Here is a 26237-nt window from a genome sequence, read left to right on the forward strand (position 1 = left end):
GGGGACCCAAGTTCGTGGCGCACCAACAAAACTTGGGTACCCGCCTTCGCGGGTACGACGGTGGGGCATTACTGGGTCACAGGATTCGGCTTGTTCGGATCGATGCCGTACTTCGCGATCGCGTCCTGCACGACTTGCGCCGGGATCTTGCCTTCCTCGGCCAGGGACTTCAGCGCGGCGACCGTGATGTAGTAGCGGTTCACCTCGAAGAACTCGCGCAGCTTGACGCGCGAATCCGAGCGGCCGAAGCCGTCGGTGCCCAGCACCTTGTAGGTGCGGCCGTTCGGGATGTAGGCGCGGATCTGCTCGGCGAACAGGCGCATGTAGTCGGTGGTCGCGACGATCGGGCCGGTGGTGTCCTTCAGCAGCTGGGTCACGTACGGCAGGCGCGGCGCCTCGAGCGGGTGCGTCAGGTTCCAGCGGTCGGCATCCTGGCCGTCACGGGCCAGCAGGGTCAGCGACGGGCAGGACCAGACGTCGGCGGCCACGTTCCAGTCGTTCTTCAGCAGCTCGGCGGCGAACTCCGACTCGCGCAGGATGGTGCCGGAGCCCATCAGCTGGACGCGGTTGGCGGCGTTCTTGTCGCCTTCCTTCAGCAGGTACATACCCTTGAGGATGCCCTCTTCGGTACCCGGCTTCAGGCCCGGCTGCTCGTAGTTCTCGTTCATGATGGTGATGTAGTAGAAGACGTCTTCCTGCTTCTCCACCATGCGCTTCAGGCCGTCCTGGATGATCACCGCCACTTCGTGGCCGTAGGTCGGGTCGTAAGGAATGCAGTTCGGGACCGTGGCCGCGATGACGTGGCTGTGGCCGTCCTCGTGCTGCAGGCCTTCGCCGTTCAGCGTGGTGCGGCCGGCGGTGCCGCCCATCAGGAAGCCGCGGGCGCGAATGTCGCCTGCCAGCCAGACCAGGTCGCCGACGCGCTGCATGCCGAACATCGAGTAGAAGGTGTAGAACGGGATCATCACGCGGTTGTTCGACGAGTAGGACGTCGCCGCTGCGATCCACGAGCACATGCCGCCCGCTTCGTTAATGCCTTCCTGCAGAATCTGGCCCGCCTTGTCTTCGCGGTAGTACATCACCTGGTCCTTGTCGACCGGTTCGTACAGCTGGCCCTGCTGGTTGAAGATACCGATCTGGCGGAACAGGCCTTCCATGCCGAAGGTACGCGATTCGTCGACCAGGATCGGCACGATGCGCTGGCCGATTTCCTTGTCCTTCAGCAGCGCGGTGATCACGCGCACATAGGCCTGGGTGGTCGAGATTTCGCGGCCGGGAGCGGTCGGCTCCAGCACGGCCTTGAAGGTTTCCAGCGGCGGAACCGGCAGCTTCTCGTCGGCCTGTTCGCGGCGCGACGGCAGGTAGCCGCCGAGGGCCGCGCGGCGCTCGTGCAGGTACTTGATTTCAGGCGCGTCGTCGGACGGCTTGAAGAACGGGATCTCGGCCAGCTTGTCGTCCGGGATCGGAATGGCGAAGCGGTCGCGCATTTCGCGGATGGCTTCGTCGTCCAGCTTCTTGGTCTGGTGCGCGGTGTTGCGCGCCTCGCCCGACTTGCCCATGCCAAAGCCCTTGACGGTCTTGACCAGCAGGACGGTCGGCGAACCCTTGTTCTCTTGCGCGTTCTTGAAGGCGGCGTAGATCTTGTGCGGATCGTGGCCGCCGCGGGTCAGGCGCCAGATGTCGTCGTCGGTCATGTTGGCAACCATCTTCAGCAGCTCCGGGTGCTTGCCGAAGAAGTGCTTGCGCACGTAGGCGCCGTCTTTCGCTTTGTAGTTCTGGTATTCGCCGTCGACGGTTTCCATCATCACGCGCTGCAGGATGCCGTCCTTGTCCTTGGCCAGCAGGGCGTCCCAGCCCGGGCCCCAGATGACCTTGACGACGTTCCAGCCGGCGCCGCGGAAGTCCGCTTCCAGTTCCTGGATGATCTTGCCGTTGCCGCGCACCGGACCGTCCAGGCGCTGCAGGTTGCAGTTGACGACCATGACCAGGTTGTCGAGCTTCTCGCGCGCGGCCATGCCGATCGCGCCCATCGATTCCGGCTCGTCCATCTCGCCGTCGCCGCAGAAGACCCAGACCTTGCGGTTGTCGGTGTCGGCAATGCTGCGCGCGTTCAGGTACTTCAGGAAGCGCGCCTGGTAGATCGCCATCAGCGGGCCCAGGCCCATCGACACGGTCGGGAACTGCCAGAAGTTGGGCATCAGTTTCGGGTGCGGGTAGGAAGACAGGCCCTTGCCGTCGACTTCGCGGCGGAAGTTCAGCAGCTGTTCTTCGCTGATGCGGCCTTCCAGGAAGGCGCGCGCATACACGCCCGGCGAGGAGTGGCCCTGGATGTACAGCAGGTCGCCGCCGTGGTTTTCGCTCGGGGCTTTCCAGAAGTGGTTGAAGCCGATGCCCAGCATGTTGGCCAGCGAGGCGAAGGACGACAGGTGACCGCCCAGGTCGCCGTCGGCGCGGTTGGCCTTGACGACCATCGCCATGGCGTTCCAGCGCATCCACGAGCGCAGGCGCTCTTCATATTCGAGGTTGCCCGGGCAGTGCTCTTCGAGGTGCGCGGGGATGGTGTTGACGTAAGCGGTATTGCTGGAGAAGGGCATCTGCGCGCCGCGGCGGCGGGCCAGGTCGACCAGGCGCTCCAGCAGGTAGTGGGCGCGATCGGTGCCTTCGAATTCGATGACTGCTTCGAGAGCGTCGAGCCATTCCTTGGTTTCGAGCGAATCCGGGTCATTGGCGGCCTGGGCCGTCAACTGATCGAGTTGAGCTGACATTACTACGTCTCCTTGAGTTTGGTGCCCCACTCGATTCCAGAATCGGCTGGACGCATGGTGGCGAAAAGACTATCCCTAAATTAAAGCCTGTCGATTCTACCAGTGGAGCAGCTATTTTTCAAAATACGATATTCGATTTCATAATATGAAAATTGCCCATGCGCTATACATGCGTGAAGAGCGCACGATGACGGAAATGACGGAAATTACGGCCAGGAACACTAACCTGCAGTCAAATACAGGCACGTCCATAAATATGACAATGAACGCAGCCGCGCGGCGCGCGATATCGGACTGGCACGTATAATTTCGTTTTTGTCCAGCCTCGAGTCCCGCCATGCCTGCCCAACTGATCGACGGAGTCAAACTTTCCCACCAACTGCGCGCCGACATCGCCCGCCGCGCCGCCGAACTCACCGCCAAGGGCCACCAGCCCGGGCTGGCCGTGATCATCGTCGGCGACGATCCGGCCAGCCACGTCTACGTGCGCAACAAGGTCAAGGCCTGCGGCGAAGCGGGCTTCCACTCGGTGCTGGAAAAGTACGATGCCGACTTTAGCGAGCAGGCCCTGCTGGACCGCATCGCCGCCCTGAATGCCGAGCCCAGCATCCACGGTATCCTCGTGCAGATGCCGCTGCCCAAGCACATCGATTCGTCGAAAGTGATCGAAGCGATCGCCACCACCAAGGACGTCGACGGCTACTCGGTGCTGTCCGCCGGCGAACTGGTCGCCAACCTGCCCGGCTTCCGCCCGTGCACGCCGTATGGCTGCATGAAGCTGATCGAGACCACCGGCGTGAACCTGCGCGGCAAGCACGCGGTCGTGATCGGCCGCTCGAACACGGTCGGCAAGCCAATGGCGCTGCTGCTCTTGCAACAGAACGCCACCGTGACCATATGCCATAGCGCGACCCCGGACCTGGGCTACCACACCCGCCAGGCCGACATCGTCGTCGCCGCGGTCGGCCGCCGCAACACGCTCACCGGCGACATGGTCAAGCCGGGCGCGATCGTGATCGACGTCGGCATCAACCGCGACGATGAAGGCAAGCTGTGCGGCGACGTCGATTTCGCCAGCGTCAGCGAGGTGGCCGCGCACATTACGCCGGTCCCGGGCGGGGTCGGCCCGATGACGATTACCATGCTGTTGATGAACACCCTCGAGTCCGCGGAACGCGGCCTTGCCAAACACCAACAACAGCCAGGCCAGGATGCAGGCATGATCCCGAAGCCCGGCCTGGTTTGAACCCTGGAAGGAAACACGATGAGCGATACCACCAGCAATCCCCTCCTCGACTTTACGGGCCTGCCCCGCTTCGACCTGATCAAGCCGGACCACGTGACGCCGGCGATCGAGCAGCTGATCGCGGACGCCCGCGCCGTCGTCCAGCAGCTGGAAGCGCCAGCCGATAGCGTGAGCTGGGACAGCTTCGTGGTCCCGCTCGAGGAAGCGACCGAACGCCTGGGCCGCGCCTGGGGCGTGGTCAACCACCTGAACCACGTGATGGACACGCCCGAGCTGCGCGCCACCTACAACGAGAACCAGCCGAAGGTGACCGAGTTCTGGACCGAGCTTGGCCAGAACGAGGCCCTGTTCGGCAAATACAAGCAGCTGCGCGGCAGCACCGAGTTCGTGAACCTGGCGCCGGCGCGCAAGCGCATCGTCGAGAACGCGCTGCGCGACTTCCGCCTGGGCGGCGCCGAGCTGCCGGAAAAGCAGAAGGAACGCTTCGCCGAGATCCAGGAAGAGCAGGCAAAACTGTCGACCCGCTTCTCGGAAAACGTGCTGGACGCGACCAACGACTTCAAGCTGCTGGTCGAGAACGAAGCCGAGCTGGCCGGCCTGCCGGACGATGCGAAGGCCGCCGCCCGCGCTGCCGCCGAGCGCGATGGGAAGACGGGCTGGCAGTTCTCGCTGCACTTCCCTTCCTACTTTCCGGTGCTGCAGTTCGCGGACAACCGCGAGCTGCGCGAAAAGATCTACCGCGCCAACGCCACCAAGGCCTCCGAGATGGGCGCGGTGTTCTCGGAAGTCGAGAAGTGGGACAACACCAGCAATATCGCCCAGCTCTTGAGGCTGCGCGACGAGGAAGCCAAGCTGCTCGACTTCCGCAGCTTTGCAGACGTCTCGCTGGAGCCGAAGATGGCCGAGAGCCCGGAGCGCGTGATCGAGTTCCTGGAAGACCTGGCCCGCCGCGCCCGCCCGTATGCGGAGAAAGACCTGGCCGAGCTGCGCGCGTTTGCCAAGGACGAACTGGGCATCGCCGAGATGCAGGCCTGGGACGCCACCTACGTCTCCGAAAAGCTGCGCGAGAAGCGCTACGCCTTCTCGGCCCAGGAAGTGAAACAGTACTTCCCCGAGCCGAAAGTCGTGGCCGGCCTGTTCGGCGTGATTTCGAAGCTGTTCGACGTGACGATCGCACCGGACCAGGCGCCGGTCTGGCATCCGGACGTGCGCTTCTTCCGCATCGAGAAGAAGGGCCAAATGATCGGCCAGTTCTACCTCGACCTGTATGCACGTCCCGGCAAGGGCCAGGGCGCGTGGATGGACGACGCGCGCGGCCGCAGGCTCACCACCGGCGGCATCGTGCAGACCCCGATCGCCTACCTGACCTGCAACTTCACGCCGCCGGCGGAAGTCGACGGCCAGCCGCAGCCGTCGCTGTTCACGCACGACGAAGTGACCACTCTGTTCCACGAATTCGGCCACGGCCTGCACCACATGCTGACCGAAGTCGATGAGCTGTCCGTGTCCGGCATCTCGGGCGTGGAATGGGATGCGGTCGAGCTGCCGTCCCAGTTCATGGAAAACTTCTGCTGGGAGTGGGACGTCCTGCAAGGCATGACGGCGCACGTGAAGACGGGCGAGCCGCTGCCGAAGGAACTCTACGAGAAGATGCTGGCGGCGAAGAACTTCCAGTCCGGGATGCAGACGCTGCGCCAGGTCGAGTTCTCGCTGATCGACATGCACCTGCACTACGACTTCGACCCGAACAGCCAGAAGACGGTGCAGGACCTGGTCAACGAAGTGCGCAACAAGTTCTCGGTGCTGATTCCGCCTTCCTTCAACCGCTTCCAGCACAGCTTCGGCCACATCTTTGCCGGCGGCTATGCAGCGGGTTACTATAGCTACAAGTGGGCGGAGGTGCTGTCGGCCGATGCGTATGCGGCCTTCGAAGAAGCGGTCGAAGCCGGCGGCGGCGCGCTGGATGAAACCGGCAAGCGCTTCCACCGCGAGATCCTGTCGGTGGGCGGTTCGCGCCCGGCGCTGGAATCGTTCAAGGCCTTCCGCGGCCGCGAACCGCAGATCGACGCCCTGCTGCGCCACAACGGCATGCAGGCGGCCTGACAGCCGTATCTGGAGCGAGCATGAAGGACAGGCAGGACAAGAGCGGCGTGCGGAACGGGTGGCGGATGCTGCCGGGCCTGGGTTTGCTATGCCTGCTTGTCTGCCTGCCTGCTTTCGCCCAGATGTATAAATGGACCGATGCCCAGGGCACGGTCCACTACACCGATACGCCGCCGCCTTCGCGGCAGGCCAGCCAGATCAAGACCCCGTCCGCGGGAGAGACTGCCCGGACTCCCCTGCCCTACGAGCTGGCGCGCGCCGTGAAAGCCAGCCCGGTCACGCTGTACACCACCACGCAATCGGCATGCGCCGGCTGCGAGCAGGGCCGCGTCCTGCTGCGCGCACGCGGCGTCCCCTTCACCGAAAAGACCGTCAACACCGACGACGACAAGGAACAGCTGCGCAAGCTCGCCGGCAAGCTGGAACTGCCGCTGCTGGTGGTCGGCAGCCGCAAGATCGCCGGCTTCCAGGACGCCGCCTGGCAGGATGCCTTGAATGCGGCGGCCTATCCGCGCTCGGCACAGCTGCCGCGCGGCTACCAGTACGCGGCGCCCGAAGCTGCGGCGCCCGCCGCCGCCAGCGTGCCGACGCCGCCCGCGCGCGCGAAGGACGCCGCGCCGCCGGACGAAGCCGCGGCCCAGGCTGCGGAACAGCAGCCGCGCCGCCCGGCCCAAAAAAAATCAGGCAATGCGCCGCCCGGTTTCCAATTCTGACGCATCGAATGCCCATGACCCGGATCGACTTCCATACCAATATCCCCGACAAGCTCGGTTACGCATGCCGGCTGGCGCGCAAGGCCTATGCCGCGCGCGGCAAGGTCGTGCTGCTGGCCGAGACCAGCGACCAGGCCGACCAGCTGAACGAAGCGCTGTGGACCCTGTCCGGCACCGACTTCGTGCCGCACGTGATGGCGGGCGACCCGCTGGCGCCGGAGACCCCGGTAATCGTCACCTTCGACGAGCGCGCCGTCCTGCCGCACCACGACATGCTGGTCAACCTGACGCGCCGCACGCCCGAAGGCTTCGACCAGTTCGCGCGCGTGTTCGAGATCATCTCGACCGACGAGGAAGACGCCGCCGCCGGGCGCGCCCGCTACGCCGCCTACCGCAAGCAGGAATACCCGCTGACCCACTTCGTCGCAGGCCAGTCATGACCGATACCCCATCCTTCGACGAGATCCCGGTGCTGACCGAGGTGGTGGCCGACAAGGCGCCGGTGCCGGCCATCGTGCCCGGTGCGCCGTCCGCCGCGGCCGATGCCACCTCGGATGCCGGCGCCGAGGCTGCGCCGCCTGCCGAACCGGCCGCCGACGAAGCCGATGCGATCCCGGTGCTCGACGTCGCCGCGGAAGCCGCGCCGGCGCAGTCCGCCGCCCTCGACGACGAGGCCTGGCGCGCGCTGGAAGAGCGCCTGGTCACGCGCGTGCTGGACCGCCTGCAGCCGCGCATCGACGTGGTGCTGGAAGACCAGGTGCGCGACCAGATGGCGGTCGTGCTCGACCATGTGGCCGCCCGCCTCGGCCTGGAGCTGCGCTCGGCCCTGCAGCAGTCGATCGAGCACGTCGTCGCGCGCGCCGTGCAGCAGGAACTGGCCCACCTGATCACGCGCCAAACCTGAGCGTTTCGCGCGTTTTTCGACCTGCGGCGGGGCGCAAGCGCACCCGCCCTGTGCACCTCTCAGCTTTTGCTTTTCCAACGAAGGAAATTGCTGTACCTTTTCCTGGCGTAAGCACGCAATCACTTGGAGAGGATATGCAGGTTTCTATGAAATTCACCCTGATCCCGGCCGCCATCGCGCTGGCCTTCGCCGGTTCCGCCTGGGCCCAGCAAGTCGTCAAGATCGGCCACGTGGCGCCGATCTCCGGCCCCAGCGCCCACCTCGGCAAGGACAACGAGAATGCCGCGCGCATGGCGATCGACGAACTGAATGCCAAGCCCTTCACCATCAACGGCCAGAAGGTCACGCTGCAGCTGGTCTCGGAAGACGACGGCGCCGATCCCAAGCAGGGCACGGCGGTGGCGCAGAAGCTGGTCGACGCCAAGGTCAACGGCGTGATCGGCCACCTGAATTCGGGCACCACGGTGCCCGCCTCGAAGATCTACAACGATGCCGGCATCGTGCAGATCTCGCCGGCCACCACGGCCCCTGCCTACACCCGCCAGCGCTTCCCGGGCGCCTTCCGTACGGTCGCCAGCGACGCCAAACTGGGCGGCACGCTGGCCAAGTATGCGGCGGATACGCTGAAGGTGAAGAACATCGCCATCATCGACGACCGCACCACCTACGGCCAGGGCGTGGCCGACGAATTCGTGAAGGGCGCCAAGGCGGCCGGCATGAAGGTCGTGGGCCGCGAGTTCACCAACGACAAGGCGACCGACTACACCGCCATCCTCACCTCGATCAAGGCCAAGAAGCCGGACCTGATCTTCTTCGGCGGGATGGACTCGGTGGCCGGCCCGATGCTCAAGCAGGTCAAGGCGCTGGGCATCCCTGCCACCTTCATGGGCGGCGACGGCATGTGCACCGAAGCGCTGGGCCGCCTGGCCGGCGATGGCCTCGGCGAGGGCAAGGTGTACTGCGCCGAAGCGGGCGGCGTGAAAGGCCCGCAGGAGAAGGTGATGGACGACTTCCGCGCGCGCTACAAGAAGAAGTTCAACCAGGACGTGCAGTTGTACGCGCCCTACGTGTACGACTCGGTGATGGTGATGGCGACCGCGATGCAGAACGCGAAGTCGGCCGATCCGGCCAAGTACCTGCCGGCGCTGAAGGCCATCAAGTATGAAGGCGTGACCGGCACCATCCAGTTCGACCAGGCCGGCGACATCAAGGATGGCGCGCTGACCCTGTTCACCTACAAGGGCGGCAAGCGGACCAAGCTCGACGTGGTGCGCTGAGCGATTTTCGATCGGCCATGAAAAAAGCGCCCTGTTCGATGGGCGCTTTTTTTATTCGAGGCCGTCGATTATTTCTGCGACAGGACCCACTTGACCAGGCTGCGGGCTTCGGCCTCGCTCACCTGCGGGTTGGCCGGCATCGGCACCGGACCCCAGACGCCCGAACCACCCTTCATGACCTTGGCCACCAGCTTGTCCTCGGCGCCCTTCTGGCCGGCGTATTTCGCGGCGACGTCCTTGTACGCGGGGCCGACCAGCTTGTTGCCGATAGCGTGGCACGCCATGCAGTTCTTGGCCTTTGCCAGGTCCGCCTGCGCGAAGGCGCTGGTCGACACCAGGGCGGAGACCGCCATCAACATCATCAGGGACCATTTCATTCCGTACTCTCCAAAGTGAACTCTGTGCAAATTCTATCCTGTTTCCATTGTGTAGGGGCCAGGGATACATACCGTAACGGCTGATACACATTTCGGTTGACCAAATGGTAGGATTGTTGCTGCTGAAAAAGGACCCATCATGCCCCTCATTCTCCTGCTCGCCGCCCTGGTCGCGCTGCGCTTCTTCGAAGTCTGGAAATTCGCCGAACTCTCCTGGTGGTGGATCGTCGGCCTGGCGGTGCTCGCCTTCATCTGGTTCGAGTTCATCGAAAAGATGCTCGGCCTGGACAAGAAGAAAGCCCACAAGGTAGATGAACAGCGCCGCAAGGAACGCGTCAAGCAAACCTTCGACAAACGTAAATAAAAATTCGGGGTCAGAGCACTTTTTGCTTTGAATTCGGGGTCAGAGCACATTTCCGAAACATTGTTTTGCGCCCATGTGCTGCGTTTCCAACGTGGGGCAGAATACTGGTGCCCTTGCGCCGTCAGGCTGAAGCCTCCGAACTATCGTGAGAAGCAGTTGCCCAAAAAAGTGCTCTGACCCCGAATTAAGGCGAAAAAGTGCTCTGACCCCGAATTTACGCTAGGCTGCTGTGATACATTCCGCGAATAGATGAGTCAAAAATCGCGGGAAATGCATATCACATGAATCTGGAGCTCCGTCAGCTGCGCTACTTCGTCACCGTCGCCGAAGAGCTGCATTTCGGGCGGGCGGCGGCGCGCTTGCACATGACCCAGCCGCCGCTGTCGCAGGCGATCGCGGCGCTCGAGGATTTACTGGGGGCGCCGCTGTTCGTGCGTAACCGGCGGACCGTCGAACTGGCGCCGGCCGGCTCGGCCTTGCTGCCCGAGGCGCGGCGCCTGCTGCTCGAGGCCGATGCGCTGCCGGAACTGGCACGCCGCGCCGCCGCCGGCGAAGCGGGCCGGCTCGCGCTGGCCTTCGTCACCTCCTGCGACTACAGCGTGCTGCCGTCCTTCCTGCGCCGCTACAGCGAACGCTACCCGGCGGTCCACCTGAACCTCATCGAAGCCACCTCCGACGTGCAGGCCGAGGAACTGCTGCGCGGCCGCATCGACGCCGGCCTCCTGATTCCCCCGCTACCCGACAAGGCGCTGGACGAACTCGATTACATGAAGGTGCTCGACGAGCCCCTGATCCTGTGCGCACCGGCGGGCCTCTTGAAAAATGAGCCGGTCCGCCTGCAGGACCTCCCCCGCCTCCCCCTGATCATCTTCCCGCGCGAGATCTCGCCGGCCCTGCACGACGCCATCCTGTCCTGCTTCCGCGCGGCAGGCATCACGCCCGTGATCGGCCAGCTGGCGATCCAGATGCAGACCATCGTCAGCCTGGTGTCCGGCGGCATGGGCTTGGCACTTGTGCCACAATCCGTGTCTAACCTGATGCGGCCCGGCGTAGAATACCGTGCCCTCGCGGACCCGACCCCGCTGGTCGAGACCGGCATCGCCTGGCGCCGCGACAATCCGTCGCCCGTGCTGCAGGGCTTTCTGGAACTACTGAGGAATCACTGATCATGCTCGTCCACCCGAATCCGGACCCCGTTGCCTTTCACATCGGTCCCCTGCCCATCCATTGGTACGGGATCATGTACGTGGTCGCCTTCGCCCTCTTCATCATCCTCGGCCGCGTGCGCATCAGGACGCAGCCGCACATCCAGGCGCAGGGCTGGACGAAAGAGGACCTCGACGACATGCTGTTCTACGGGATGCTCGGCGTGGTGATCGGCGGGCGCCTGGGCGAGGTGCTGTTCTACCAGCCGGCCCACTTCCTCGCGCACCCGGTCGACATCTTCAAGACCTGGCAGGGCGGCATGTCCTACCACGGCGGCTTCATCGGCGTGCTGGTGGCCATGGCGCTGTGGGCCCGCAAGCGCAAGCGCAACCTGCTCGACGTCTACGACTTCATCGCGCCGATGGTCCCGATCGGCTATGCCTGCGGACGCCTCGGCAACTTCATCAACCACGAGCTGCCGGGCCGCCTGGCCGATCCGTCCCTGCCCTGGGCCATGCAGTGGCCGGGCATCACGGACCACCTGGTCCATCCGTCGCCGCTGTACCAGATGCTGGTCGACGGCGTGCTGGTGTTCGCGATCATGTGGATCTTCGCGCGCAAGCCGCGCCCGCGCCTGGCGGTCGGCGCCCTCTACACCCTGCTGTACGGCTGCGCGCGATTCTTCACCGAGTACTTCCGCGTGCCGGACTGGGAGACCACCTTCCTCGGCATGCCGATCACCTCCGGCCAGGTATTGTCGCTGCCGATGATCGTGGCCGGCCTGCTGATGCTGGGCTGGGCATATTCCCGCAAGGGCAACGGCACGCGCGCAGTCCACGCCTAAGCGGCAGCGACGACGCATGCGCCGCCGCATCCTGATCGCCGCAGCCGTCCTGGCACTGGGCGGCTGCGCGAGCACGCCGCAGCACGACCGGGCCGGCGCGCTCGCCGCCGGCAAGTTCACGGCCTCGCAGCAGGACGGCGTGTTCCTGCTGCGGCCTGCGCGCGGCGCCATGCCTGTCGTCGCCGCCCAGGGCCAGGCGCGCATCGAACAGCCGCTCGCCAACGCGGCGCATACGCGCTTCCTGGTCGGCTCGATCTCCAAGTGGATCACCACGGTGGCGGTACTGCGCCTGGCGGACCAGGGCCGCATCGATCTCGACAAACCCGTTACCGCCTACCTGCACGAACTGCCGCCCACGAGCGGCGCCGTGACCGTGCGCCACCTGCTGTCGAATACCAGCGGCATCCCGAACGGCCTGGCGCAGGCATTGAAGGAAGACCGCGCCGCGACCGAACGCTCGACGCTCACGCCGTCCCAGGCTGCAGCGCGCTTTGGTTCGGGACGCCCGAGCTTCGAGCCCGGCACCCGGTTCGACTACTCCTTCACCAACTGGGTGCTGGTCGGCGCCATCGTCGAAACCGTCACTGGCCTGGACTTCCAGCAGGCGATAAAAAACCTGGTGCTGGAGCCCGCCGGCGCAGACGACTCCGGCTTCGCCGATCCGGACTACGAGGCCCTGCCACATGCGGCCCTGGCCTATGCCAAGGACAAATCGACACGCAAGATGAGCGCGATGCCGCCGATGGTCGCGGCCAGCGGCACCATGTACAGCACGGCGGCCGACCTGGTCGCCATTGCCGATACCGTGTACGCGGGCGATCTGCTGTCGAAGAAGTCGCGCGCCGAACTGCTGACGGTGCAGTACGCGGCCGAAAACTATGCGCTGGGCGGCAGAGTCCGCGACATCGGCGGCGGCGCGTCCCGGCGCACGGTCATCTGGAATGGCGGCGTCATCGGCGGTTACAAAACCCTGCTGGTGTATGCGCCGGCGGACGGCGCCGCGCTGGTCCTGCTGAATAACACCGATATCGACCAAGCCGAGCAGACGAAGTTCGCAGAAGCGGTGCTGGGCGAGTTCTTACAGGCGCGCTAGGCGTTCTCCTGCAAGCGCCGGCGGCCCTCTCCGCTGGCCGGCAAAACAAAGCAGCTCGATTGTCGCCGTGAGTTAGGTGGAGCACCGTTCGTGGCCGCATGGGAATCTATGGTAGTCCCATGAAGCACGCCCTCTCACCCAAAAAGCTGTACGCGATGCAGCGCATGTCGATCGCCTTGAAGCGCGCCGCCGCGGCCCGTCCTTTCGGCGCGGCCACGGACCAGGCCCTGCGCTGGGCCGCGGCCTGGGGCATGTTCGCCGGCATCCGCGCGCCGCACACACGCCTGCGCATACGGCGCGATACCCTGATCGGGGTCAGCTGACGCCGGCCAGTTCCTGGATCTTCTTCCACTGTCCCGGCGTGACCGGAGAGATCGACAGCCGGCTGCCTTTCTGCAGCAGCACCATGTCTTCCAGTTCCGGTACCGCGCGCAACTCCGTCAGCGGCAAGTAGCGTCCCTGCGCCACCGCCTGCACGTCGACCGAGATCCAGCGCGGGTTTTCCTGCGTCGCCTTCGGATCGTGATAGTGGCTCTTGGGATCGAATTGCGAGGCATCCGGATAGGCCCCGCTCGCAACCCGCGCAAAGCCCGCCACGCCCGGCACCGCGCAGCTGGAGTGGTAGAACAGCACGCCGTCGCCGACCTGCATCTGGTCGCGCATGAAATTGCGGGCCTGGTAATTGCGAACGCCGAACCAGGCGACCGTCTTGTCCTTCGCTTTCAGGACCTCGCCGAAACTGACTTCATCGGGTTCGGATTTCATCAACCAGTACGCCATGCGCAGACTCCAATAATAAAAAAAGCGGCTGCGCACTTATGTGCCGCAGCCGCTCAGGATTGTAGCCCCGCCTGTGCCGTTTTTGCCGGCATCCCGAACCTAAAAGGCTCAAGGTGGTCACAGTCAGCTCAATTTCGGGTTCGTCAAACTAGTGACGATCACGCCCACCAAGCATATTCCGCAACCTATGCGAATGAATGGTTCAAGGAATATATGGCAAATCTCGAACACCGCAGGGTAGACGGCAGTTTACTACGATGAACTGCCATGTCAAACGAATTCCGGCTCAGAGAAGATTTTCTTGCGGCGACAGAGCCTGATCCAACACCGAATGCATGGCTTCCAGTTTTCGCTTGACTTCGAGCATGGACTGGTCGCCCAGCGGGCCTTGCGGCGACTTGACGGACAGGAGTTCGGCGGCCACCGACAGCGCGGCCATGACGGCGATGCGGTCGGTGCCCTTCACCTTGCCGGAGTCGCGCAGCGCGCACATCTTGCTGTCGAGGTAATGAACGGCTTCGCGCAGCGTCTGCTGCTCGCCTTCGCGGCAGGCCAGGCGATAGGACTGGCCCATGATCAAAACGTCAAGGTGGATCATTGCGCGGCCTCGGCGTCGTCAGGGTTGGAGGATGCGTCTTCGTCGGCGACGTCGTCGGCGGGTTCGAGCTGGGCCAGCATCGCTTCGACGCGTTGCTGGGCCTGCAGCAGCCGGTTCTTGAAATCGACGTTTTCGGCGCTCAGCAAGGCGTTGGCCTGGCGCAGCAGGTAGTTCTCGCTACGCAGCGACTGGGTCAGCTGGGCGAGCCGATCGATTTTATCGGACAGTTCTTGGAATTCGGAAATCATCCATAACTATAGGATCGGGAGCGATTCTTCGTCAACAGGCGGCGTTCCGTGCGCAGGTTTTAAAAAATGGGTGGTAGGCTTCTGCGCTTCCTTGCGCCAGACTGGCCCATCCGCTTGAGAAACCACAAAAAAGTCTACCAAATCGCCAACATCGCTGCTTGAAATAGCGAATTATCGTCCCTATAATTAGCACTCGTTAGTGAGGAGTGCTAACAGCCCCTCACCACCAACGAATAATCAATCAACAGTCAAAGGAGTTTTGCATGAACCTTCGCCCATTGCACGATCGCGTGATCGTGAAGCGTCTCGACCAGGAAACCAAAACTGCGTCCGGCCTGATCATCCCCGATGCGGCGGCAGAGAAACCGGACCAGGGTGAGATTCTCGCCGTGGGCAACGGCAAAGTGCAAGAAAACGGCAACGTCCGTCCGCTGGAAGTGAAAGTCGGCGACCGCGTTCTGTTCGGCAAGTACTCGGGCCAGGCCGTCAAGGTCAACGGCGAAGAGCTGCTGGTCATGCGCGAAGAAGACATCATGGCCGTCGTGGCCCAGTAATCAGTCCAACACTTTCCTGAATACGGAGAATTAATAACATGGCAGCTAAAGACGTAATTTTCGGCGATGTGGCACGCGCCAAGATGGTCGAGGGTGTGAACATCCTGGCCAACGCAGTCAAAGTCACCCTGGGCCCGAAAGGCCGCAACGTGGTGCTGGACCGTTCGTTCGGCGCCCCGACCGTCACCAAGGACGGCGTCTCGGTCGCGAAAGAGATCGAGCTGAAAGACAAGCTCATGAACATGGGCGCGCAGATGGTGAAGGAAGTCGCTTCGAAGACCAGCGACAACGCCGGTGACGGCACCACCACCGCGACCGTGCTGGCACAAGCCATCGTGCGCGAAGGCATGAAGTTCGTTGCCGCCGGCATGAACCCGATGGACCTGAAGCGCGGCATCGACAAGGCCGTCACCGCCACCGTCGAAGAACTGAAGAAGATCGCCAAGCCGACCACCACCTCGAAAGAGATCGCCCAGGTCGGCACCATCTCGGCCAACTCGGATTCGTCCGTTGGCGAGCGCATCGCCGAGGCGATGGAAAAGGTCGGCAAGGAAGGCGTCATCACCGTCGAAGACGGCAAGTCGCTGAACGACGAGCTGGACATCGTCGAAGGTATGCAGTTCGACCGCGGCTACCTGTCGCCGTACTTCATCAACAACCCGGACAAGCAGGTTGCCGTTCACGAGAACCCGTTCGTCCTGCTGTGCGACAAGAAGATCTCGAACATCCGTGACCTGCTGCCGGTGCTGGAGCAAGTCGCCAAGGCTGGCCGTCCGCTGGTCATCGTCGCCGAAGACATCGAAGGCGAAGCGCTGGCGACCCTGGTGGTCAACAACATCCGTGGCATCCTGAAGACCGTCGCCGTCAAGGCCCCGGGCTTCGGCGACCGCCGCAAGGCCATGCTGGAAGACATCGCCATCCTGACCGGTGGCCAGGTCATCGCCGAAGAAGTCGGCCTGACCCTGGAAAAAGTCACCCTGAACGAACTGGGCCAGGCCAAGCGCATCGAAGTCGGCAAGGAAAACACCATCATCATCGATGGCGCCGGCGCCGCTGAAGGCATCGAAGCACGCGTCAAGATGATCCGTGTTCAGATCGAAGAAGCGACCTCGGACTACGACCGCGAAAAACTGCAAGAGCGCGTGGCCAAGCTGGCCGGCGGCGTTGCCGTGATCCGCGTCGGTGCCGCTACCGAAGTCGAGATGAAAGAGAAGAAAGCACGCGTGGAAGACGCGCTGCACGCTACCCGCGCTGCCGTGGAAGAAGGCATCGTCCCGGGCGGCGGCGTCGCTCTGCTGCGCGCCCGCGCTGCCCTGCAGGTGAAGGGTGACAACCCGGACCAGGAAGCCGGCATCAAGATCGTCCTGCGCGCAATGGAAGAGCCGCTGCGCATGATCGTCCAGAACGCCGGTGAAGAGCCGTCGGTCGTCGTCTCGGCTGTCCTGAACGGCACCGGCAACTACGGCTACAACGCCGCCAACGGCACCTACGGCGACATGGTCGAAATGGGCGTGCTGGATCCGGCCAAGGTCACCCGCTCGGCTCTGCAGAACGCAGCGTCGATCGCCGGCCTGATGCTGACCACCGACTGCATGGTCTCCGAGATCGTCGAAGACAAGCCGGCCGGCGGCATGGGCGGCGGCATGGGCGGTATGGGCGGCATGGGCATGGACGGCATGATGTAATCAAGCCGGACGGCTTCACAGCCAGCCGAGTAGTAAAGTAAGGCCCGCGGGGTTTGCGCCCCGCGGGCTTTTTTCATTCCGGGAGGCGGGCGATGAGGGCAATCAAACTGGACGAACTGGAGAACGCGGCCATCCTGGTCGACGACGGCGAAGGCAGCGCGAAAGCGCTCGTTGCGCGCGACACCGGCATGATCCACCTGCTCAACGACGAGTACATGGACGAGGAAGCGCCGCTGCCGGGCGATATCGAGGTCAGCGGGAACTATGTGTCGGTGCCGGGAGCCAGCGAGCTGGGCCTGGGCCGGGCGCTGATGCAGCGCTTCGGCGCCGGCCATCTGGCGGGCGACCAGCAGCGGCTGCAGGAAATCTTCGCCCGGCAGGATCCCTACGAGCGCTTTTCCCGCCTGCTCGAGGAGCGCGGGTTGGTGGACGCCTGGTACCGTTTCCGGGAGCACGAAACGCGCACCGCGCTGGAAGCCTGGTGCAGGCAGCACGGGCTGGAATTCAGCACGTAGAATTGCGCCCATGCTCCACGATCCCTCCCGCCACGAAGCCCTGATCCAGGTCGACTGGGACGAAACCCGCGCCAGGCGCGCCATCCAAGCCATCGCCGCCGACACCGAAGCCCGCTTCGATGCCGACCGCTACTGGCCCGTGCATCCGCTCGACCAGGAAGGCGACGATCCCGAGGCGATCGAGACCCCGATGTACCACGGCGCCGCCGGCGTCATCTGGGCCTTGCACTATCTGCAGGATTGCGGCGCGGTGCGGCTCTCGCGCGATTACCTGGCCGCTTGCGAAAGCCTGCTGGCGGCCAACCGCGGCTGGCTCACGGACCAGGGCCTGAACGGCGAGCGCGCTTCCTGGCTGATGGGCGACACGCCGATCCGGATGATGGCCATCGCGCGCGAGCCCGATGCCGGGCATAGCCCAGGTGGAACGCGACGCCGTCCACTACGGCCAGGGACGCTATTCGCTGTGGACCGGCGATCCGGGCTTTGCCATCTACCTGTGGGACTGCATCCGCGCGCAGGCGGCCATCCCGACGCTCGACGTGTTCTGGCGATAAGTTGCCGGGAGAATATGCTGGGTGTAGACTGGTTCCTTGGTCCACTTTCGCTTTGCCATGTCTATCTATCCTGCCCGCCTGCTTGGCGTCACTGCCCTCGCCCTGTGCGCGCTTGCCGCCTGCAAGCGCGAAGCCCCACCGCCGCCCAAGCCGGCCGCCGCCGAAGCGCCCGCCGCGCCTGCGCGCACGCGCGACCAGGCCATTGCCCAGCTGATGGCGCTGCCGGAGCTAAAGGCGTGGTCGGAGCAGATCGAAAAGGACTCGCACGGCAAGGTGCACGGCGCCGTGATCGAGGACGATACGGCGCCGCGCCTGATCGATGGCAAGCCCTATTACCAGCTCAGCTTCGTGGAAAACCGCAAGCAGAACGTGCACCGCCGCGCCAGCTTCCTGGTCGCGAAGACCGGCGACGATATCCTGGTCGAGGACGCGGAAACCGACACCCTGCAGTCGCTGGCTGAGTGGCGCCGGAATATCAGGCGCGTCGAATTGAAGTCCAACTGACTTCGAATTGATCCGTCGCAAACCTGCTGCGCGGTGACGCGCTTATCGTAACAGCGCCGCTGGCCGCGAGGTGCTGCCGCATGCGAGTGCGACAGTGCCACTCCTCCCCCGGCCGGCGGCTCCCTACTTCTTCCACTCCGCCAGGTAATGCTGTGGCGTCCTTCCCAGCAGGCGCCTGAACATGCTCGTGAACGCGCTCGGGCTGGCATAGCCCAGCGTGCGCGCCACCGCCCCCACGCTTTCACCACGCGCCAGCATCTCGAAGGCATGTGCCAGGTGCACCTGCTGCACCCACTGGCGGTAATGCAGCCCGGTCTCCTTCGGGAACAGGCGGATCAGCGTGCGTGCGCTGGCGCCGGCATCCAGGGCCAGGTCGTCCAGCCGGCGCGGGCTGCCGGGCCGCGCCATGATCTCCGTGCACAGCGCCTGCAAGCGGCGGTCGCGCGGCCAGGGCACGGCGATCGGCACCGTCTCCATCGCTGCGAGTTCCGACAGGATCAGGCGCGCCAGGTCGGCGCCGCGGCCGTCCGGCGGATAGTCGACCGGCTCCGCCGCCAGCGCCAGGATCAGCTCGCGCAGCAGCGGGCTCACTTCCAGCACCTTGCAATCCTCGCTCATGGCGCCGGCCGCCTGCGCGTCGATGTAGAGGGCGCGCATGTTGACCTGGCTGAGCATGGTCACCTCATGCAGCACGCCGGGCGCGATCAATAGCGCGCGGCGCGGCGGGATGATCCAGACGCCGGCATCGGTCCGCACGCGCATGACGCCATCGCTGGCGTACAACAGCTGCACCCAGGGATGGCTGTGGGCTTCGATCGTGTGCCCGTGGCTGGCATCGTTGCGCACCGCGGTCACGCTGCGCGGCAGAGCGTCGAAGCGCTGGCGGTAGTCGGGAGAAAGTGTGAGTGTCACTTGGGCGACGATAAATGGAATATGCGTTCGGATTGCCCATATTACACTTCCTGCCATGAGTACATCTACCGCCACCCCCATCAAAGCCGCGCAATCCGGCACCGTTCTGCAGATCCTGTTCTCGGTCGCCTTCGTCCACCTGCTCAACGACTGCGTACAGGCCGCGCTGCCGGCGATCTACCCGCTGCTCAAGCAGGAGTTCGCGCTCAGCTTCGCGCAGGTGGGTTTGATCACCCTTACCTTCCAGTGCACGGCTTCGCTGCTGCAGCCCTGGATCGGCCTGTACACGGACAAGCACCCGATTCCCTTCCTGCTGCCGATGGGGATGTGCATGACCCTGCTGGGCGTGGCGCTGCTGTCGATGGCGGGCAGCTTCGGCATGCTGCTGCTGGGCGCCGGCATGATCGGCGTCGGCTCCTCGACCTTCCACCCGGAGGCGTCGCGCGTGGCGCGCCTGGCCTCGGGCGGCCGCTTCGGCTTCGCGCAGTCGCTGTTCCAGGTCGGCGGCAATCTCGGCTCGGCGCTTGGCCCGCTGCTGGCGGCGGCGATCCTGGTCGGCCGCGGCCATGGCAAGTTTGCCTGGTGCGCGATCCTGGTGGTGCTGGCGGTACTGGTGCTGGTGGGCGTGAGCCGCTGGTACGGCAGCCACTTGAAGAGCATGACGAAGAAGGCGGCCGTGCACGCCGGCCCGCCGCTGCCGCGCAAGCGCGTGATCCAGGCGCTTGCGGTGCTGGCGATGCTGGTGTTCTCGAAGTACATCTACATGGCCAGCCTGTCGAGCTACTACACCTTCTTCCTCATTGAAAAATTCCACGTCCCGGTCGGCACCGCGCAGATGTATCTGTTCCTGTTCCTGGCCTCGGTTGCTGTCGGCACCTTCGCCGGCGGCCCGATCGGCGACCGCATCGGCCGCAAGCGCGTGATCTGGGCCTCGATCCTGGGCGCGGCGCCGTTCACGCTGGCCCTGCCCTACGCCAGCCTGGGCTGGACCGCGGTGCTGTCGGTGGTGATCGGCCTGGTGATGTCCTCGGCCTTCTCGGCCATCGTGGTGTTCGCCCAGGAGCTGGTGCCGGGCAAGGTCGGCATGATCGCCGGGATCTTCTTCGGCCTGATGTTCGGCGTCAGCGGCATCGGCGCCGCCGCCATGGGGCATATCGCGGACGTGGCCGGCATCGAGCAGGTCTACCGCATCGCCTCCTTCCTGCCGCTGCTGGGCATCCTGGCGGCGCTGCTGCCGAAGATGGACAAAGCGGCAGCTTGAGCGCCTGTCCCGGCAGGCCTATCGGTTAGACTTGCGGTGTGAACCGAAAAACGATCCTCGTGGCGGGAGCTGTCGCCGCTATCCTGGCCGCCGCTGCGGCACTTTATGTTGTCTTCGACGCGCGCGATGCGGCCACGCCGGGCCGCCCGGTCTGGTTGTCGGCCGAGGCGCCGACGCGGCCCGGCTGGACCGCTCGCGTGACGGTGCTGGCGGGCGACGGCCTAGCCGGCGTCCTCGACGGCGCGGGGCTTGCGAGCCGCTTCAGCGACCCATTCGGGGCGGTCGCCGATGCCCACGGCAACCTCTTCATGGCCGAGGGCGGCGCCGGCAACCGCATCCGCCGCATCGGGCCCGACGGCCTGGTTGCCAGCGTCGCCGGCGGCCGCGCCGGCTTTGCGGACGGCCCCGCAGCGACGGCCGCCTTCGACACGCCGTCCGCGCTGGCCATCGACCGCCTGGGCAACCTCTACGTGGCGGATACCGGCAACAACGCGATCCGCAAGCTGGCGCCCGGCGGCAGCGTCAGTACGCTCGCAGGCGGCGGCGAACCCGGATACCTGGACGGCATCGGCCGTGCCGCCCGCTTCAACGGGCCGGTCGGCGTGGCCGTCGACCGCCAGGGCAACGTGTACGTCGCCGACACCTACAATGACCGCATCCGCCGCATCGGCAAGGACGGCGCCGTGACGACCGTGGCCGGCAGCGGCGCGCCCGGCAGCCTGGACGGCCTCGGCACAGCGGCGCAATTCGACACGCCGAGCGCCATCGCGGTGGACAAGGACGGCGTGCTGTTCGTCGCCGATACCGGCAACGATGCGATCCGGCGCATCGACAGAACCGGCGCCGTGACGACGCTCGCGCCGCCTCCCGCGGACGAGCCGCGCGCGCTGCTGCGGCGCCCGGTGGCGCTGGCGCTGACCCATGACGGCTGGCTGTACATCGGCGGCGCGGGCGGGCGCATCTTCCAGCGCAGCCCCGACGGTCAGTACCGCACGATCGCGGACGCCGACCGCCCCCGGGACGCGGGCCAAGGCGGCGACGGCAGCGTGCGCCTGTACGCACCGCGCGGCATCGCGGTAAGGCGCGACGGTTCGCTGGCGGTGGCCGATGGCGAGGCGCTGCAGGTGTTCGCACTGGCGCCGCCCCGGCCCGGCGCGCCGGCAAGGAAGGCCATACCTGCGCCGGCCATGGCATCGGCGGCGGCACCGGCGGCGCCGATGCCCTGGCCGGTGGCCCCGCAGATGGCGCCGCACGAAGTGGTCGGCGTGATGGGCGAGGTGCGCGGCAGCTACGGCGGCGACAGCCGCGACCACTTCCATGCGGGCCTGGACATCCGCGCCGACATCGGCACGCGCGTGCTGGCAATCCAGCCGTCGACGGTCAGCGATCCTTATCCGAACTGGGCCTTCGGCGAACTCGGCGAAGGCATGAGCCTCGGCCCGCTGTCCTACATCCACATGCGCGTCGGCCGCGACGCTGCCGGCAAGGCGCTCGATCCGCGCTTCCAGCTGCTGGCGGACGCGCGCGGCCGCGTGACGCGCGTGCGCGTGCGGCGCGGCGCCCGCTTCGCCGTCGGCGACGCGCTCGGCACGATCAATCCGATGGCGCACGTGCACCTGGAGTACCACCCGGACGGCGCCGTGATCAATCCCCTGACCCTGCCCTTCCCCGGCCTGCGCGACACGGTGCCGCCGCGTATCCGCAGCATTGCCCTGTACGACGCCGGCGGCCGGCGCCTGCCGGCGAAAAAAGGCCAGCGCCTGCGCGTCGCGCGTTCGCTCGGCCAGGTGGCGATCGTTGCCGACGTCTTCGACCAGATGGACGGCAACCTGGCGCGGCGCCGCCTCGGCGTGTACAAGCTGGGCTACCAGCTGCTGCATGCTGACGGCAGCCCGGTTGCGGGCTTCGAAACCCCGCGCATTACCCAGGTCTACGACCGGCTGCCGCGCGAGCATGACGCGGTGAAGCTGGCGTATGCCGACAGCAGCGGCATCACGGTGTACGGCAGCAAGGCGACGCGCTTTGCCTATGCGGTGAATAATACGCTGCAGGGTGGCATGGCCCTGCCCGGCAGCTGGCAGGTGGACAGCCTGGTGCCGGGCGACTACCTGCTGCGCATCCATGCCGCTGACTACGCCGGGCAGGTGGCGCTGGAAGGACGCGACCTGGCAATCACGGTCGAGTAAGGCGCGGGCTGAAAAGCATGTTCCGAGGAACTGCCAATCGCTATCGATATCTAACGCAGACGGGGTCAGGCGAAGCGACGCGCCTGGCCGAGCAGAACACAGCCGGAGGCACCGTGGCCTATCGAGTCCTCATCATTTCCCCCAGTGCGGACGATACCCGCAGGCTCGAACAGGCCCTGGGCACCGCCCACGACGGCCCCTTCGATGTGGAAACCGCATCGACCTTGACGGACGGCGTGCGCCGCATCGGCCAGGGGGGCATCGATGCGATCCTGGTCGATTTGATGCTGCCGGACAGCCAGGGTCTGGCTTCCTTCGACCATTTATACCTGGCGGCGCGCCATACGCCCATCCTCACGCTGTGCGAGCTGGACGATGAGGGCAACGCCAAGGAAGCGGTCCGGCGCGGGGCGCAAGGCTGGCTGTCGAAGGGTTATTTCGACAACTACCTCGTCCCCCAGTCCCTGCGCAACATAATTGAACGCATGAAGGTGGAGCAAGGCCTGTACGTCGTCCAGGCACGTGCGGAAATCACGCTCAACTCGATCGGCGATGCCGTCATTTCGGCAGACCTGGACGGCCGCGTGGATTATCTGAACATCGCGGCCGAACTGATCACCGGATGGCCGCGCCAGGAAGCACGCGGACGGCCCATTGCGGAAGTACTCAATATCGTCGACGGCACCACCGGGAAGCTGGTGATCAATCCTGTCGAATACGTCCTGCAAAGCGACCGGTCCCTGGATATGACCAGTGAGGTCGTCCTGATCGGGCGCGACGGCAAGCACTTTCCGATCGAAGACTCGGCAGCGCCGATTCACGATTGGGATGGACGGCTGGTGGGTGCCGTGATGGTGTTCCGCGACATCTCCGCCACCGTGGCCCTGACATCGAAAATGCGGCACCAGGCGCATCACGACTTTCTTACCAACCTGCCCAACCGCGTCCTCCTGAACGATCGGATCGCCCAGTCCATTTCGCTGGCCAGGCGCAGCGGCAATTACCCGGTGCTCCTGTTCCTCGACCTGGACAAATTCAAGCACATCAACGACTCGCTGGGCCATGCCGTCGGCGACCACCTGCTGCAAAGCGTCTCGGCCCGCTTGCTCACCTGCGTGCGCAGCTCCGACACGGTCAGCCGCCATGGCGGCGACGAATTCGTGATCCTGCTGGCCGACGAACGGCGGCCGGAAGATGCCATGCTGACCGCCGAAAAAATCCTGCTTGCGCTGTCGACGCCCTTCCTGGTCGACGGGCAGGAACTGCATACTTCGACCAGTATCGGCATCAGCGTCTTCCCGGCCGATGGTACGGATGCCGCCACCTTGATCAAGAACGCTGACACGGCGATGTACCATGCCAAGGAACGCGGACGCAATAATTTCCAGTTCTTCCGCCACGACATGAACACGCGTGCCATGGAGCGCCAACTGGTCGAAAGCAATCTGCGGCGGGCGCTCGAAAGCCGCGAATTCGTGCTGCATTACCAGCCCAAGGTCGATCTGGAAAGCGGGCGCATCAGCGGCGTCGAAGCCCTGCTGCGCTGGCAGCATCCGGAATGGGGACTGGTCCTGCCGGAGCGCTTCATTTCGATTGCCGAGGAATGCGGCCTGATCATTCCGATCGGGCGCTGGGTATTGCGCGAAGCCTGTACGCAGACGGTGCGCTGGCGCGCGGCCGGCATTTCGCCGGTGTCGATCGCCGTCAACGTATCGGCCCTCGAATTCCGCCATCGTGAATTTTTCGACCACTTGCTGGCGGTATTCCAGGAAACCGGCGCAGACCCGATGTGCCTGCAACTCGAGCTGACCGAAAGCGTCCTGATGCGCGATGTGGCCGCCAGTGCCGGCCTGCTGGCAAAACTCAAGGCCATGGGCGTGCAGATCGCCGTCGACGATTTCGGCACCGGCTACTCCAGCCTGAGCTACCTGAACCAGTTTCCCATCGATGTACTCAAGATCGACCAGTCATTCGTCAGGGCGATCGACGCCGGCGCCGGGAGCAACGGGGCGATAGTCGGCGCCGTGATCAGCATGGGCAAGAACCTGCAGCAGCGTGTCATCGCCGAAGGCGTGGAGGAAGAGTCGCAGCTTGTCTTTCTCAAGGCCCATGAATGCAACGAAGCCCAGGGCTACTGGTTCAGCCACCCGGTCAACGCGGTCCAGATGCAGGCCATGCTGGGTGCCGGCGTCTGCACTTGACCGCCCGCCCTCGAAATAAGGTTCACCCTGTCTGGATTCGGCGTATGCTCAAGATGTTCGAGCGCCGACCTGCACGGCCATTTGCCGGCACGGCGCAAACGGCACAGGGCACCGTGCAAACTCGCCGCCGGAGTCGACGGTCCCTGCCTGGAACGACGACGTCGGGAGGACATCATGCGTCACACTTTGAAAGCAGTTTTCGATTACCGAAGCGATGCCCAGCATGTGCTGGATGAATTGCTGGCTTCGGGCTATTCGGGCGCCGACACGGCGCTGTCGGCTCCGGAAGGGCTGGGCGCCTCGGTCCGGCAAACCCTGGCGCGGCTGTTCGCCCGTCCGCAGCCGGGCCAGCCGGAGGGCCACGGCGCCTTCATGCGCGGCCGTCACGTCGTCACGCTGATGGCGGCATCCGATCCGGACGCCGAACGGGCCATCGGCATCATCGAACGCTTCGCCCCGGTTGGTGTCGAGGACCACCTGGACGAATCCGGCCAGGACGATGCCGGTACGGACATGCAGGCCCCCTTAGGGAAGCCCGGCGGCCTGCACCCAGCCTACCCGCCCGGCACCGCGCCTGGCGCCCTGCAGCATCGGCCGCACGACGACAGCCGCTACTTCGGCATCCAACGCATCGACTCGCCGCCCATCGGCAACACCTTCGAGGAGTCGATGGGGACGATTGGTCGTTGGGATTTTGCTGAAGAGGACAGGTATCCGGTCCGGATGGACGCCTATGGCGGTACCTCGCCGGACATCGACAATGACGAATACTTCCGTACCCACTGGAACGCCAGGTACGAGAACGATCCCGGCGATGGTCTGTATGAGGATTATTTGCCTGCCTATATGTACGGCAGCGAAGCCCGCCGCAGCGAAGCCTACCGCAACCACCACTGGGACCAGGTGGAGAACGAGCTGGCGGCGCGCTGGGAAGCGCGGCATGCCGGACAGCCAAGGCCTTGGGAACGCTTCAAGGATGCTGTACAGCATGGCTGGAACCGCATCGATCTCGACAAGGACAGCAGGCCGCACTGAGGCATGCCGCCGGCCGTCAATTTACATGAGCGCGATGCCGAAGCGCCTGACGAAAAGGGCGAACAGCGCGAAGCAGCCAGCGGTCAGGACCACGCAGATGCCGAGCGCCGGCCAGAAGCCCCAGCGCGCCAGCAGCGCCGGGAAGACCAGGAACATGGGCAAGGTCGGGACCACGTACCAGAAGGTGTACCAGGCATGATTCGCCAGCTTGGCCGCCGGCTGCTTTTCCACGTGCAGCCAGATCAGGGTCAGCACGGTCACCATCGGCAGGGCGGCAATCAGCGCGCCCAGCTTGTCGCTGCGCTTGGCGAATTCCGAGACGGCGACGACGAGGGCGGCCGTGATCAGGTATTTGGTAATTATCCAGCTCAT

28 protein-coding genes and 1 other RNA gene are annotated in these 26237 nt (G+C 65.0%); 20 read left to right on the forward strand and 9 right to left on the reverse strand.

From position 1 onward, the window contains the following. Positions 1-68: 68 nt before the first annotated feature. Positions 69-2765, reverse strand: a complete 2697-nt coding sequence (gene aceE / locus AC07PE_RS04505) for a pyruvate dehydrogenase (acetyl-transferring), homodimeric type (RefSeq protein WP_498761983.1) — start codon at positions 2763-2765, stop codon at positions 69-71. Between the two features lie 337 nt (positions 2766-3102). Between aceE and folD the strand changes: the two genes are divergently transcribed. The 6 genes from folD (at position 3103) to AC07PE_RS04535 (ending at position 9008) form a co-directional block, all read left to right on the forward strand. Continuing rightward, positions 3103-4011 (forward strand): bifunctional methylenetetrahydrofolate dehydrogenase/methenyltetrahydrofolate cyclohydrolase FolD, encoded by a 909-nt coding sequence (folD, locus tag AC07PE_RS04510; RefSeq protein ID WP_498761985.1) that lies wholly within the window; start codon positions 3103-3105, stop codon positions 4009-4011. 18 nt (positions 4012-4029) lie between these two features. Beyond that, positions 4030-6114, forward strand: a complete 2085-nt coding sequence (locus AC07PE_RS04515; RefSeq protein WP_498761987.1) for a M3 family metallopeptidase — start codon at positions 4030-4032, stop codon at positions 6112-6114. 20 nt (positions 6115-6134) lie between these two features. Then, on the forward strand, positions 6135-6827 hold the full coding sequence (locus AC07PE_RS04520; protein WP_498761989.1) for a glutaredoxin family protein: 693 nt from the start codon (positions 6135-6137) through the stop codon (positions 6825-6827). 14 nt (positions 6828-6841) lie between these two features. Continuing rightward, positions 6842-7267, forward strand: coding sequence for a DNA polymerase III subunit chi (locus AC07PE_RS04525; protein WP_498761991.1), 426 nt, complete (start codon positions 6842-6844; stop codon positions 7265-7267). Continuing rightward, entirely contained in the window at positions 7264-7731 is a 468-nt protein-coding gene (locus tag AC07PE_RS04530) for a DUF2486 family protein (RefSeq protein ID WP_498761993.1), read from the forward strand. The genes AC07PE_RS04525 and AC07PE_RS04530 overlap by 4 nt, the downstream gene beginning before the upstream one ends. 134 nt (positions 7732-7865) lie before the next feature. Then, positions 7866-9008 carry a branched-chain amino acid ABC transporter substrate-binding protein gene (locus AC07PE_RS04535; protein WP_498761995.1) on the forward strand — a complete coding sequence of 381 codons (1143 nt, stop codon included), beginning with the start codon at positions 7866-7868 and terminating at the stop codon, positions 9006-9008. Between the two features lie 68 nt (positions 9009-9076). On the opposite strand, the gene AC07PE_RS04540 is transcribed toward AC07PE_RS04535, so the two are convergent. Further along, entirely contained in the window at positions 9077-9385 is a 309-nt protein-coding gene (locus AC07PE_RS04540; protein ID WP_498761997.1) for a c-type cytochrome, read from the reverse strand. Between the two features lie 139 nt (positions 9386-9524). Here AC07PE_RS04540 and AC07PE_RS04545 point away from each other — a divergent pair, with 139 nt between their 5' ends. The 5 genes from AC07PE_RS04545 to AC07PE_RS04565 all read left to right on the forward strand — a co-directional run bounded on the left by AC07PE_RS04545 (position 9525) and on the right by AC07PE_RS04565 (position 13155). Continuing rightward, positions 9525-9749 carry a TIGR04438 family Trp-rich protein gene (locus tag AC07PE_RS04545; protein WP_498761999.1) on the forward strand — a complete coding sequence of 75 codons (225 nt, stop codon included), beginning with the start codon at positions 9525-9527 and terminating at the stop codon, positions 9747-9749. Between the two features lie 281 nt (positions 9750-10030). Next, positions 10031-10915, forward strand: a complete 885-nt coding sequence (locus tag AC07PE_RS04550) for a LysR family transcriptional regulator (protein WP_498762001.1) — start codon at positions 10031-10033, stop codon at positions 10913-10915. Positions 10916-10917: 2 nt separating this feature from the next. Next, a complete protein-coding gene (gene lgt, locus AC07PE_RS04555) occupies positions 10918-11739 on the forward strand; it encodes a prolipoprotein diacylglyceryl transferase (protein ID WP_498762003.1) in 822 nt (273 codons plus the stop codon). Between the two features lie 16 nt (positions 11740-11755). Continuing rightward, positions 11756-12832: a serine hydrolase domain-containing protein gene (locus tag AC07PE_RS04560; protein WP_498762005.1), complete on the forward strand. Its 1077-nt coding sequence runs from the start codon at positions 11756-11758 to the stop codon at positions 12830-12832. Between the two features lie 119 nt (positions 12833-12951). Further along, entirely contained in the window at positions 12952-13155 is a 204-nt protein-coding gene (locus AC07PE_RS04565) for a hypothetical protein (protein WP_498762006.1), read from the forward strand. Here the strand turns inward: AC07PE_RS04565 and AC07PE_RS04570 are convergent. The 4 genes from AC07PE_RS04570 to AC07PE_RS04585 all read right to left on the reverse strand — a co-directional run bounded on the left by AC07PE_RS04570 (position 13148) and on the right by AC07PE_RS04585 (position 14458). After that, the gene (locus tag AC07PE_RS04570) at positions 13148-13612 is read right to left on the reverse strand and encodes an EVE domain-containing protein (protein WP_498762008.1); all 465 of its coding nucleotides are present in this window, start codon (positions 13610-13612) and stop codon (positions 13148-13150) included. The genes AC07PE_RS04565 and AC07PE_RS04570 overlap by 8 nt on opposite strands. Before the next feature lie 60 nt (positions 13613-13672). Beyond that, a non-coding RNA gene (ssrS, locus tag AC07PE_RS04575) (6S RNA) lies at positions 13673-13854 on the reverse strand. Between the two features lie 44 nt (positions 13855-13898). Further along, a complete protein-coding gene (locus AC07PE_RS04580) occupies positions 13899-14210 on the reverse strand; it encodes a cell division protein ZapA (RefSeq protein WP_498762010.1) in 312 nt (103 codons plus the stop codon). Then, positions 14207-14458 (reverse strand): hypothetical protein, encoded by a 252-nt coding sequence (locus tag AC07PE_RS04585; RefSeq protein WP_498762012.1) that lies wholly within the window; start codon positions 14456-14458, stop codon positions 14207-14209. The genes AC07PE_RS04580 and AC07PE_RS04585 overlap by 4 nt, the downstream gene beginning before the upstream one ends. 263 nt (positions 14459-14721) lie before the next feature. On the opposite strand from AC07PE_RS04585, the gene groES reads away from it, so the two are divergent. From groES to AC07PE_RS04600, 3 genes are all read left to right on the forward strand, one after another. Further along, positions 14722-15012, forward strand: a complete 291-nt coding sequence (groES, locus tag AC07PE_RS04590; protein ID WP_498762014.1) for a co-chaperone GroES — start codon at positions 14722-14724, stop codon at positions 15010-15012. A gap of 38 nt (positions 15013-15050) precedes the next feature. Further along, positions 15051-16697 carry a chaperonin GroEL gene (gene groL, locus AC07PE_RS04595; protein ID WP_498762016.1) on the forward strand — a complete coding sequence of 549 codons (1647 nt, stop codon included), beginning with the start codon at positions 15051-15053 and terminating at the stop codon, positions 16695-16697. Positions 16698-16789: 92 nt separating this feature from the next. Continuing rightward, positions 16790-17212, forward strand: coding sequence for a hypothetical protein (locus tag AC07PE_RS04600; protein ID WP_498762018.1), 423 nt, complete (start codon positions 16790-16792; stop codon positions 17210-17212). Here AC07PE_RS04600 and AC07PE_RS04605 read toward each other — a convergent pair. Next, positions 17202-17411 (reverse strand): hypothetical protein, encoded by a 210-nt coding sequence (locus AC07PE_RS04605; RefSeq protein WP_498762019.1) that lies wholly within the window; start codon positions 17409-17411, stop codon positions 17202-17204. The two genes, AC07PE_RS04600 and AC07PE_RS04605, sit on opposite strands and share 11 nt — an antisense overlap. Positions 17412-17613: 202 nt before the next feature. Between AC07PE_RS04605 and AC07PE_RS04610 the strand changes: the two genes are divergently transcribed. Both AC07PE_RS04610 and AC07PE_RS04615 read left to right on the forward strand, forming a co-directional pair. Continuing rightward, positions 17614-17766, forward strand: coding sequence for a hypothetical protein (locus tag AC07PE_RS04610; RefSeq protein WP_498762021.1), 153 nt, complete (start codon positions 17614-17616; stop codon positions 17764-17766). A 57-nt stretch (positions 17767-17823) separates the two neighbouring features. Then, on the forward strand, positions 17824-18270 hold the full coding sequence (locus tag AC07PE_RS04615; RefSeq protein WP_498762023.1) for a hypothetical protein: 447 nt from the start codon (positions 17824-17826) through the stop codon (positions 18268-18270). A 123-nt stretch (positions 18271-18393) separates the two neighbouring features. Here the strand turns inward: AC07PE_RS04615 and AC07PE_RS04620 are convergent, their stop codons facing one another. Then, positions 18394-19182, reverse strand: coding sequence for an AraC family transcriptional regulator (locus tag AC07PE_RS04620; protein ID WP_498762025.1), 789 nt, complete (start codon positions 19180-19182; stop codon positions 18394-18396). Between the two features lie 55 nt (positions 19183-19237). Between AC07PE_RS04620 and AC07PE_RS04625 the strand changes: the two genes are divergently transcribed. From AC07PE_RS04625 to AC07PE_RS04640, 4 genes are all read left to right on the forward strand, one after another. Beyond that, entirely contained in the window at positions 19238-20443 is a 1206-nt protein-coding gene (locus tag AC07PE_RS04625) for an MFS transporter (protein WP_498762027.1), read from the forward strand. Positions 20444-20481: 38 nt separating this feature from the next. Next, the gene (locus AC07PE_RS04630) at positions 20482-22629 is read left to right on the forward strand and encodes an NHL repeat-containing protein (protein ID WP_498762029.1); all 2148 of its coding nucleotides are present in this window, start codon (positions 20482-20484) and stop codon (positions 22627-22629) included. A gap of 113 nt (positions 22630-22742) precedes the next feature. Continuing rightward, complete coding sequence (locus tag AC07PE_RS04635) at positions 22743-24830, forward strand: putative bifunctional diguanylate cyclase/phosphodiesterase (protein ID WP_498762031.1); 2088 nt, start codon at positions 22743-22745, stop codon at positions 24828-24830. A gap of 174 nt (positions 24831-25004) precedes the next feature. Then, a complete protein-coding gene (locus AC07PE_RS04640; RefSeq protein ID WP_498762033.1) occupies positions 25005-25865 on the forward strand; it encodes a hypothetical protein in 861 nt (286 codons plus the stop codon). Between the two features lie 21 nt (positions 25866-25886). Here AC07PE_RS04640 and AC07PE_RS04645 read toward each other — a convergent pair whose 3' ends face one another. Further along, positions 25887-26237 carry a DUF3147 family protein gene (locus AC07PE_RS04645; protein WP_498762035.1) on the reverse strand — a complete coding sequence of 117 codons (351 nt, stop codon included), beginning with the start codon at positions 26235-26237 and terminating at the stop codon, positions 25887-25889.

It is taken from the genome of Telluria sp. GW821-FHT07G12 (genome assembly GCF_059418525.1).

Excerpts from the sequence above, each read along its gene's own strand:
- AC07PE_RS04525 (WP_498761991.1), top strand. The coding sequence starts at position 6,842 with ATGACCCGGATCGACTTCCATACCAATATCCCCGACAAGCTCGGTTAC.
- AC07PE_RS04640 (WP_498762033.1), top strand. The coding sequence starts at position 25,005 with ATGCGTCACACTTTGAAAGCAGTTTTCGATTACCGAAGCGATGCCCAG.
- AC07PE_RS04530 (WP_498761993.1), top strand. The coding sequence starts at position 7,264 with ATGACCGATACCCCATCCTTCGACGAGATCCCGGTGCTGACCGAGGTG.
- AC07PE_RS04540 (WP_498761997.1), bottom strand. The coding sequence starts at position 9,385 with ATGAAATGGTCCCTGATGATGTTGATGGCGGTCTCCGCCCTGGTGTCG.
- AC07PE_RS04610 (WP_498762021.1), top strand. The coding sequence starts at position 17,614 with ATGCCGGGCATAGCCCAGGTGGAACGCGACGCCGTCCACTACGGCCAG.
- aceE (WP_498761983.1), bottom strand. The coding sequence starts at position 2,765 with ATGTCAGCTCAACTCGATCAGTTGACGGCCCAGGCCGCCAATGACCCG.
- AC07PE_RS04645 (WP_498762035.1), bottom strand. The coding sequence starts at position 26,237 with ATGAGCTGGATAATTACCAAATACCTGATCACGGCCGCCCTCGTCGTC.
- AC07PE_RS04615 (WP_498762023.1), top strand. The coding sequence starts at position 17,824 with ATGTCTATCTATCCTGCCCGCCTGCTTGGCGTCACTGCCCTCGCCCTG.
- AC07PE_RS04565 (WP_498762006.1), top strand. The coding sequence starts at position 12,952 with ATGAAGCACGCCCTCTCACCCAAAAAGCTGTACGCGATGCAGCGCATG.
- AC07PE_RS04580 (WP_498762010.1), bottom strand. The coding sequence starts at position 14,210 with ATGATCCACCTTGACGTTTTGATCATGGGCCAGTCCTATCGCCTGGCC.
- AC07PE_RS04515 (WP_498761987.1), top strand. The coding sequence starts at position 4,030 with ATGAGCGATACCACCAGCAATCCCCTCCTCGACTTTACGGGCCTGCCC.
- AC07PE_RS04570 (WP_498762008.1), bottom strand. The coding sequence starts at position 13,612 with ATGGCGTACTGGTTGATGAAATCCGAACCCGATGAAGTCAGTTTCGGC.
- AC07PE_RS04520 (WP_498761989.1), top strand. The coding sequence starts at position 6,135 with ATGAAGGACAGGCAGGACAAGAGCGGCGTGCGGAACGGGTGGCGGATG.
- AC07PE_RS04585 (WP_498762012.1), bottom strand. The coding sequence starts at position 14,458 with ATGATTTCCGAATTCCAAGAACTGTCCGATAAAATCGATCGGCTCGCC.
- AC07PE_RS04550 (WP_498762001.1), top strand. The coding sequence starts at position 10,031 with ATGAATCTGGAGCTCCGTCAGCTGCGCTACTTCGTCACCGTCGCCGAA.
- groL (WP_498762016.1), top strand. The coding sequence starts at position 15,051 with ATGGCAGCTAAAGACGTAATTTTCGGCGATGTGGCACGCGCCAAGATG.
- groES (WP_498762014.1), top strand. The coding sequence starts at position 14,722 with ATGAACCTTCGCCCATTGCACGATCGCGTGATCGTGAAGCGTCTCGAC.
- AC07PE_RS04625 (WP_498762027.1), top strand. The coding sequence starts at position 19,238 with ATGAGTACATCTACCGCCACCCCCATCAAAGCCGCGCAATCCGGCACC.
- folD (WP_498761985.1), top strand. The coding sequence starts at position 3,103 with ATGCCTGCCCAACTGATCGACGGAGTCAAACTTTCCCACCAACTGCGC.
- AC07PE_RS04560 (WP_498762005.1), top strand. The coding sequence starts at position 11,756 with ATGCGCCGCCGCATCCTGATCGCCGCAGCCGTCCTGGCACTGGGCGGC.
- AC07PE_RS04545 (WP_498761999.1), top strand. The coding sequence starts at position 9,525 with ATGCCCCTCATTCTCCTGCTCGCCGCCCTGGTCGCGCTGCGCTTCTTC.
- lgt (WP_498762003.1), top strand. The coding sequence starts at position 10,918 with ATGCTCGTCCACCCGAATCCGGACCCCGTTGCCTTTCACATCGGTCCC.
- AC07PE_RS04535 (WP_498761995.1), top strand. The coding sequence starts at position 7,866 with ATGCAGGTTTCTATGAAATTCACCCTGATCCCGGCCGCCATCGCGCTG.
- AC07PE_RS04600 (WP_498762018.1), top strand. The coding sequence starts at position 16,790 with ATGAGGGCAATCAAACTGGACGAACTGGAGAACGCGGCCATCCTGGTC.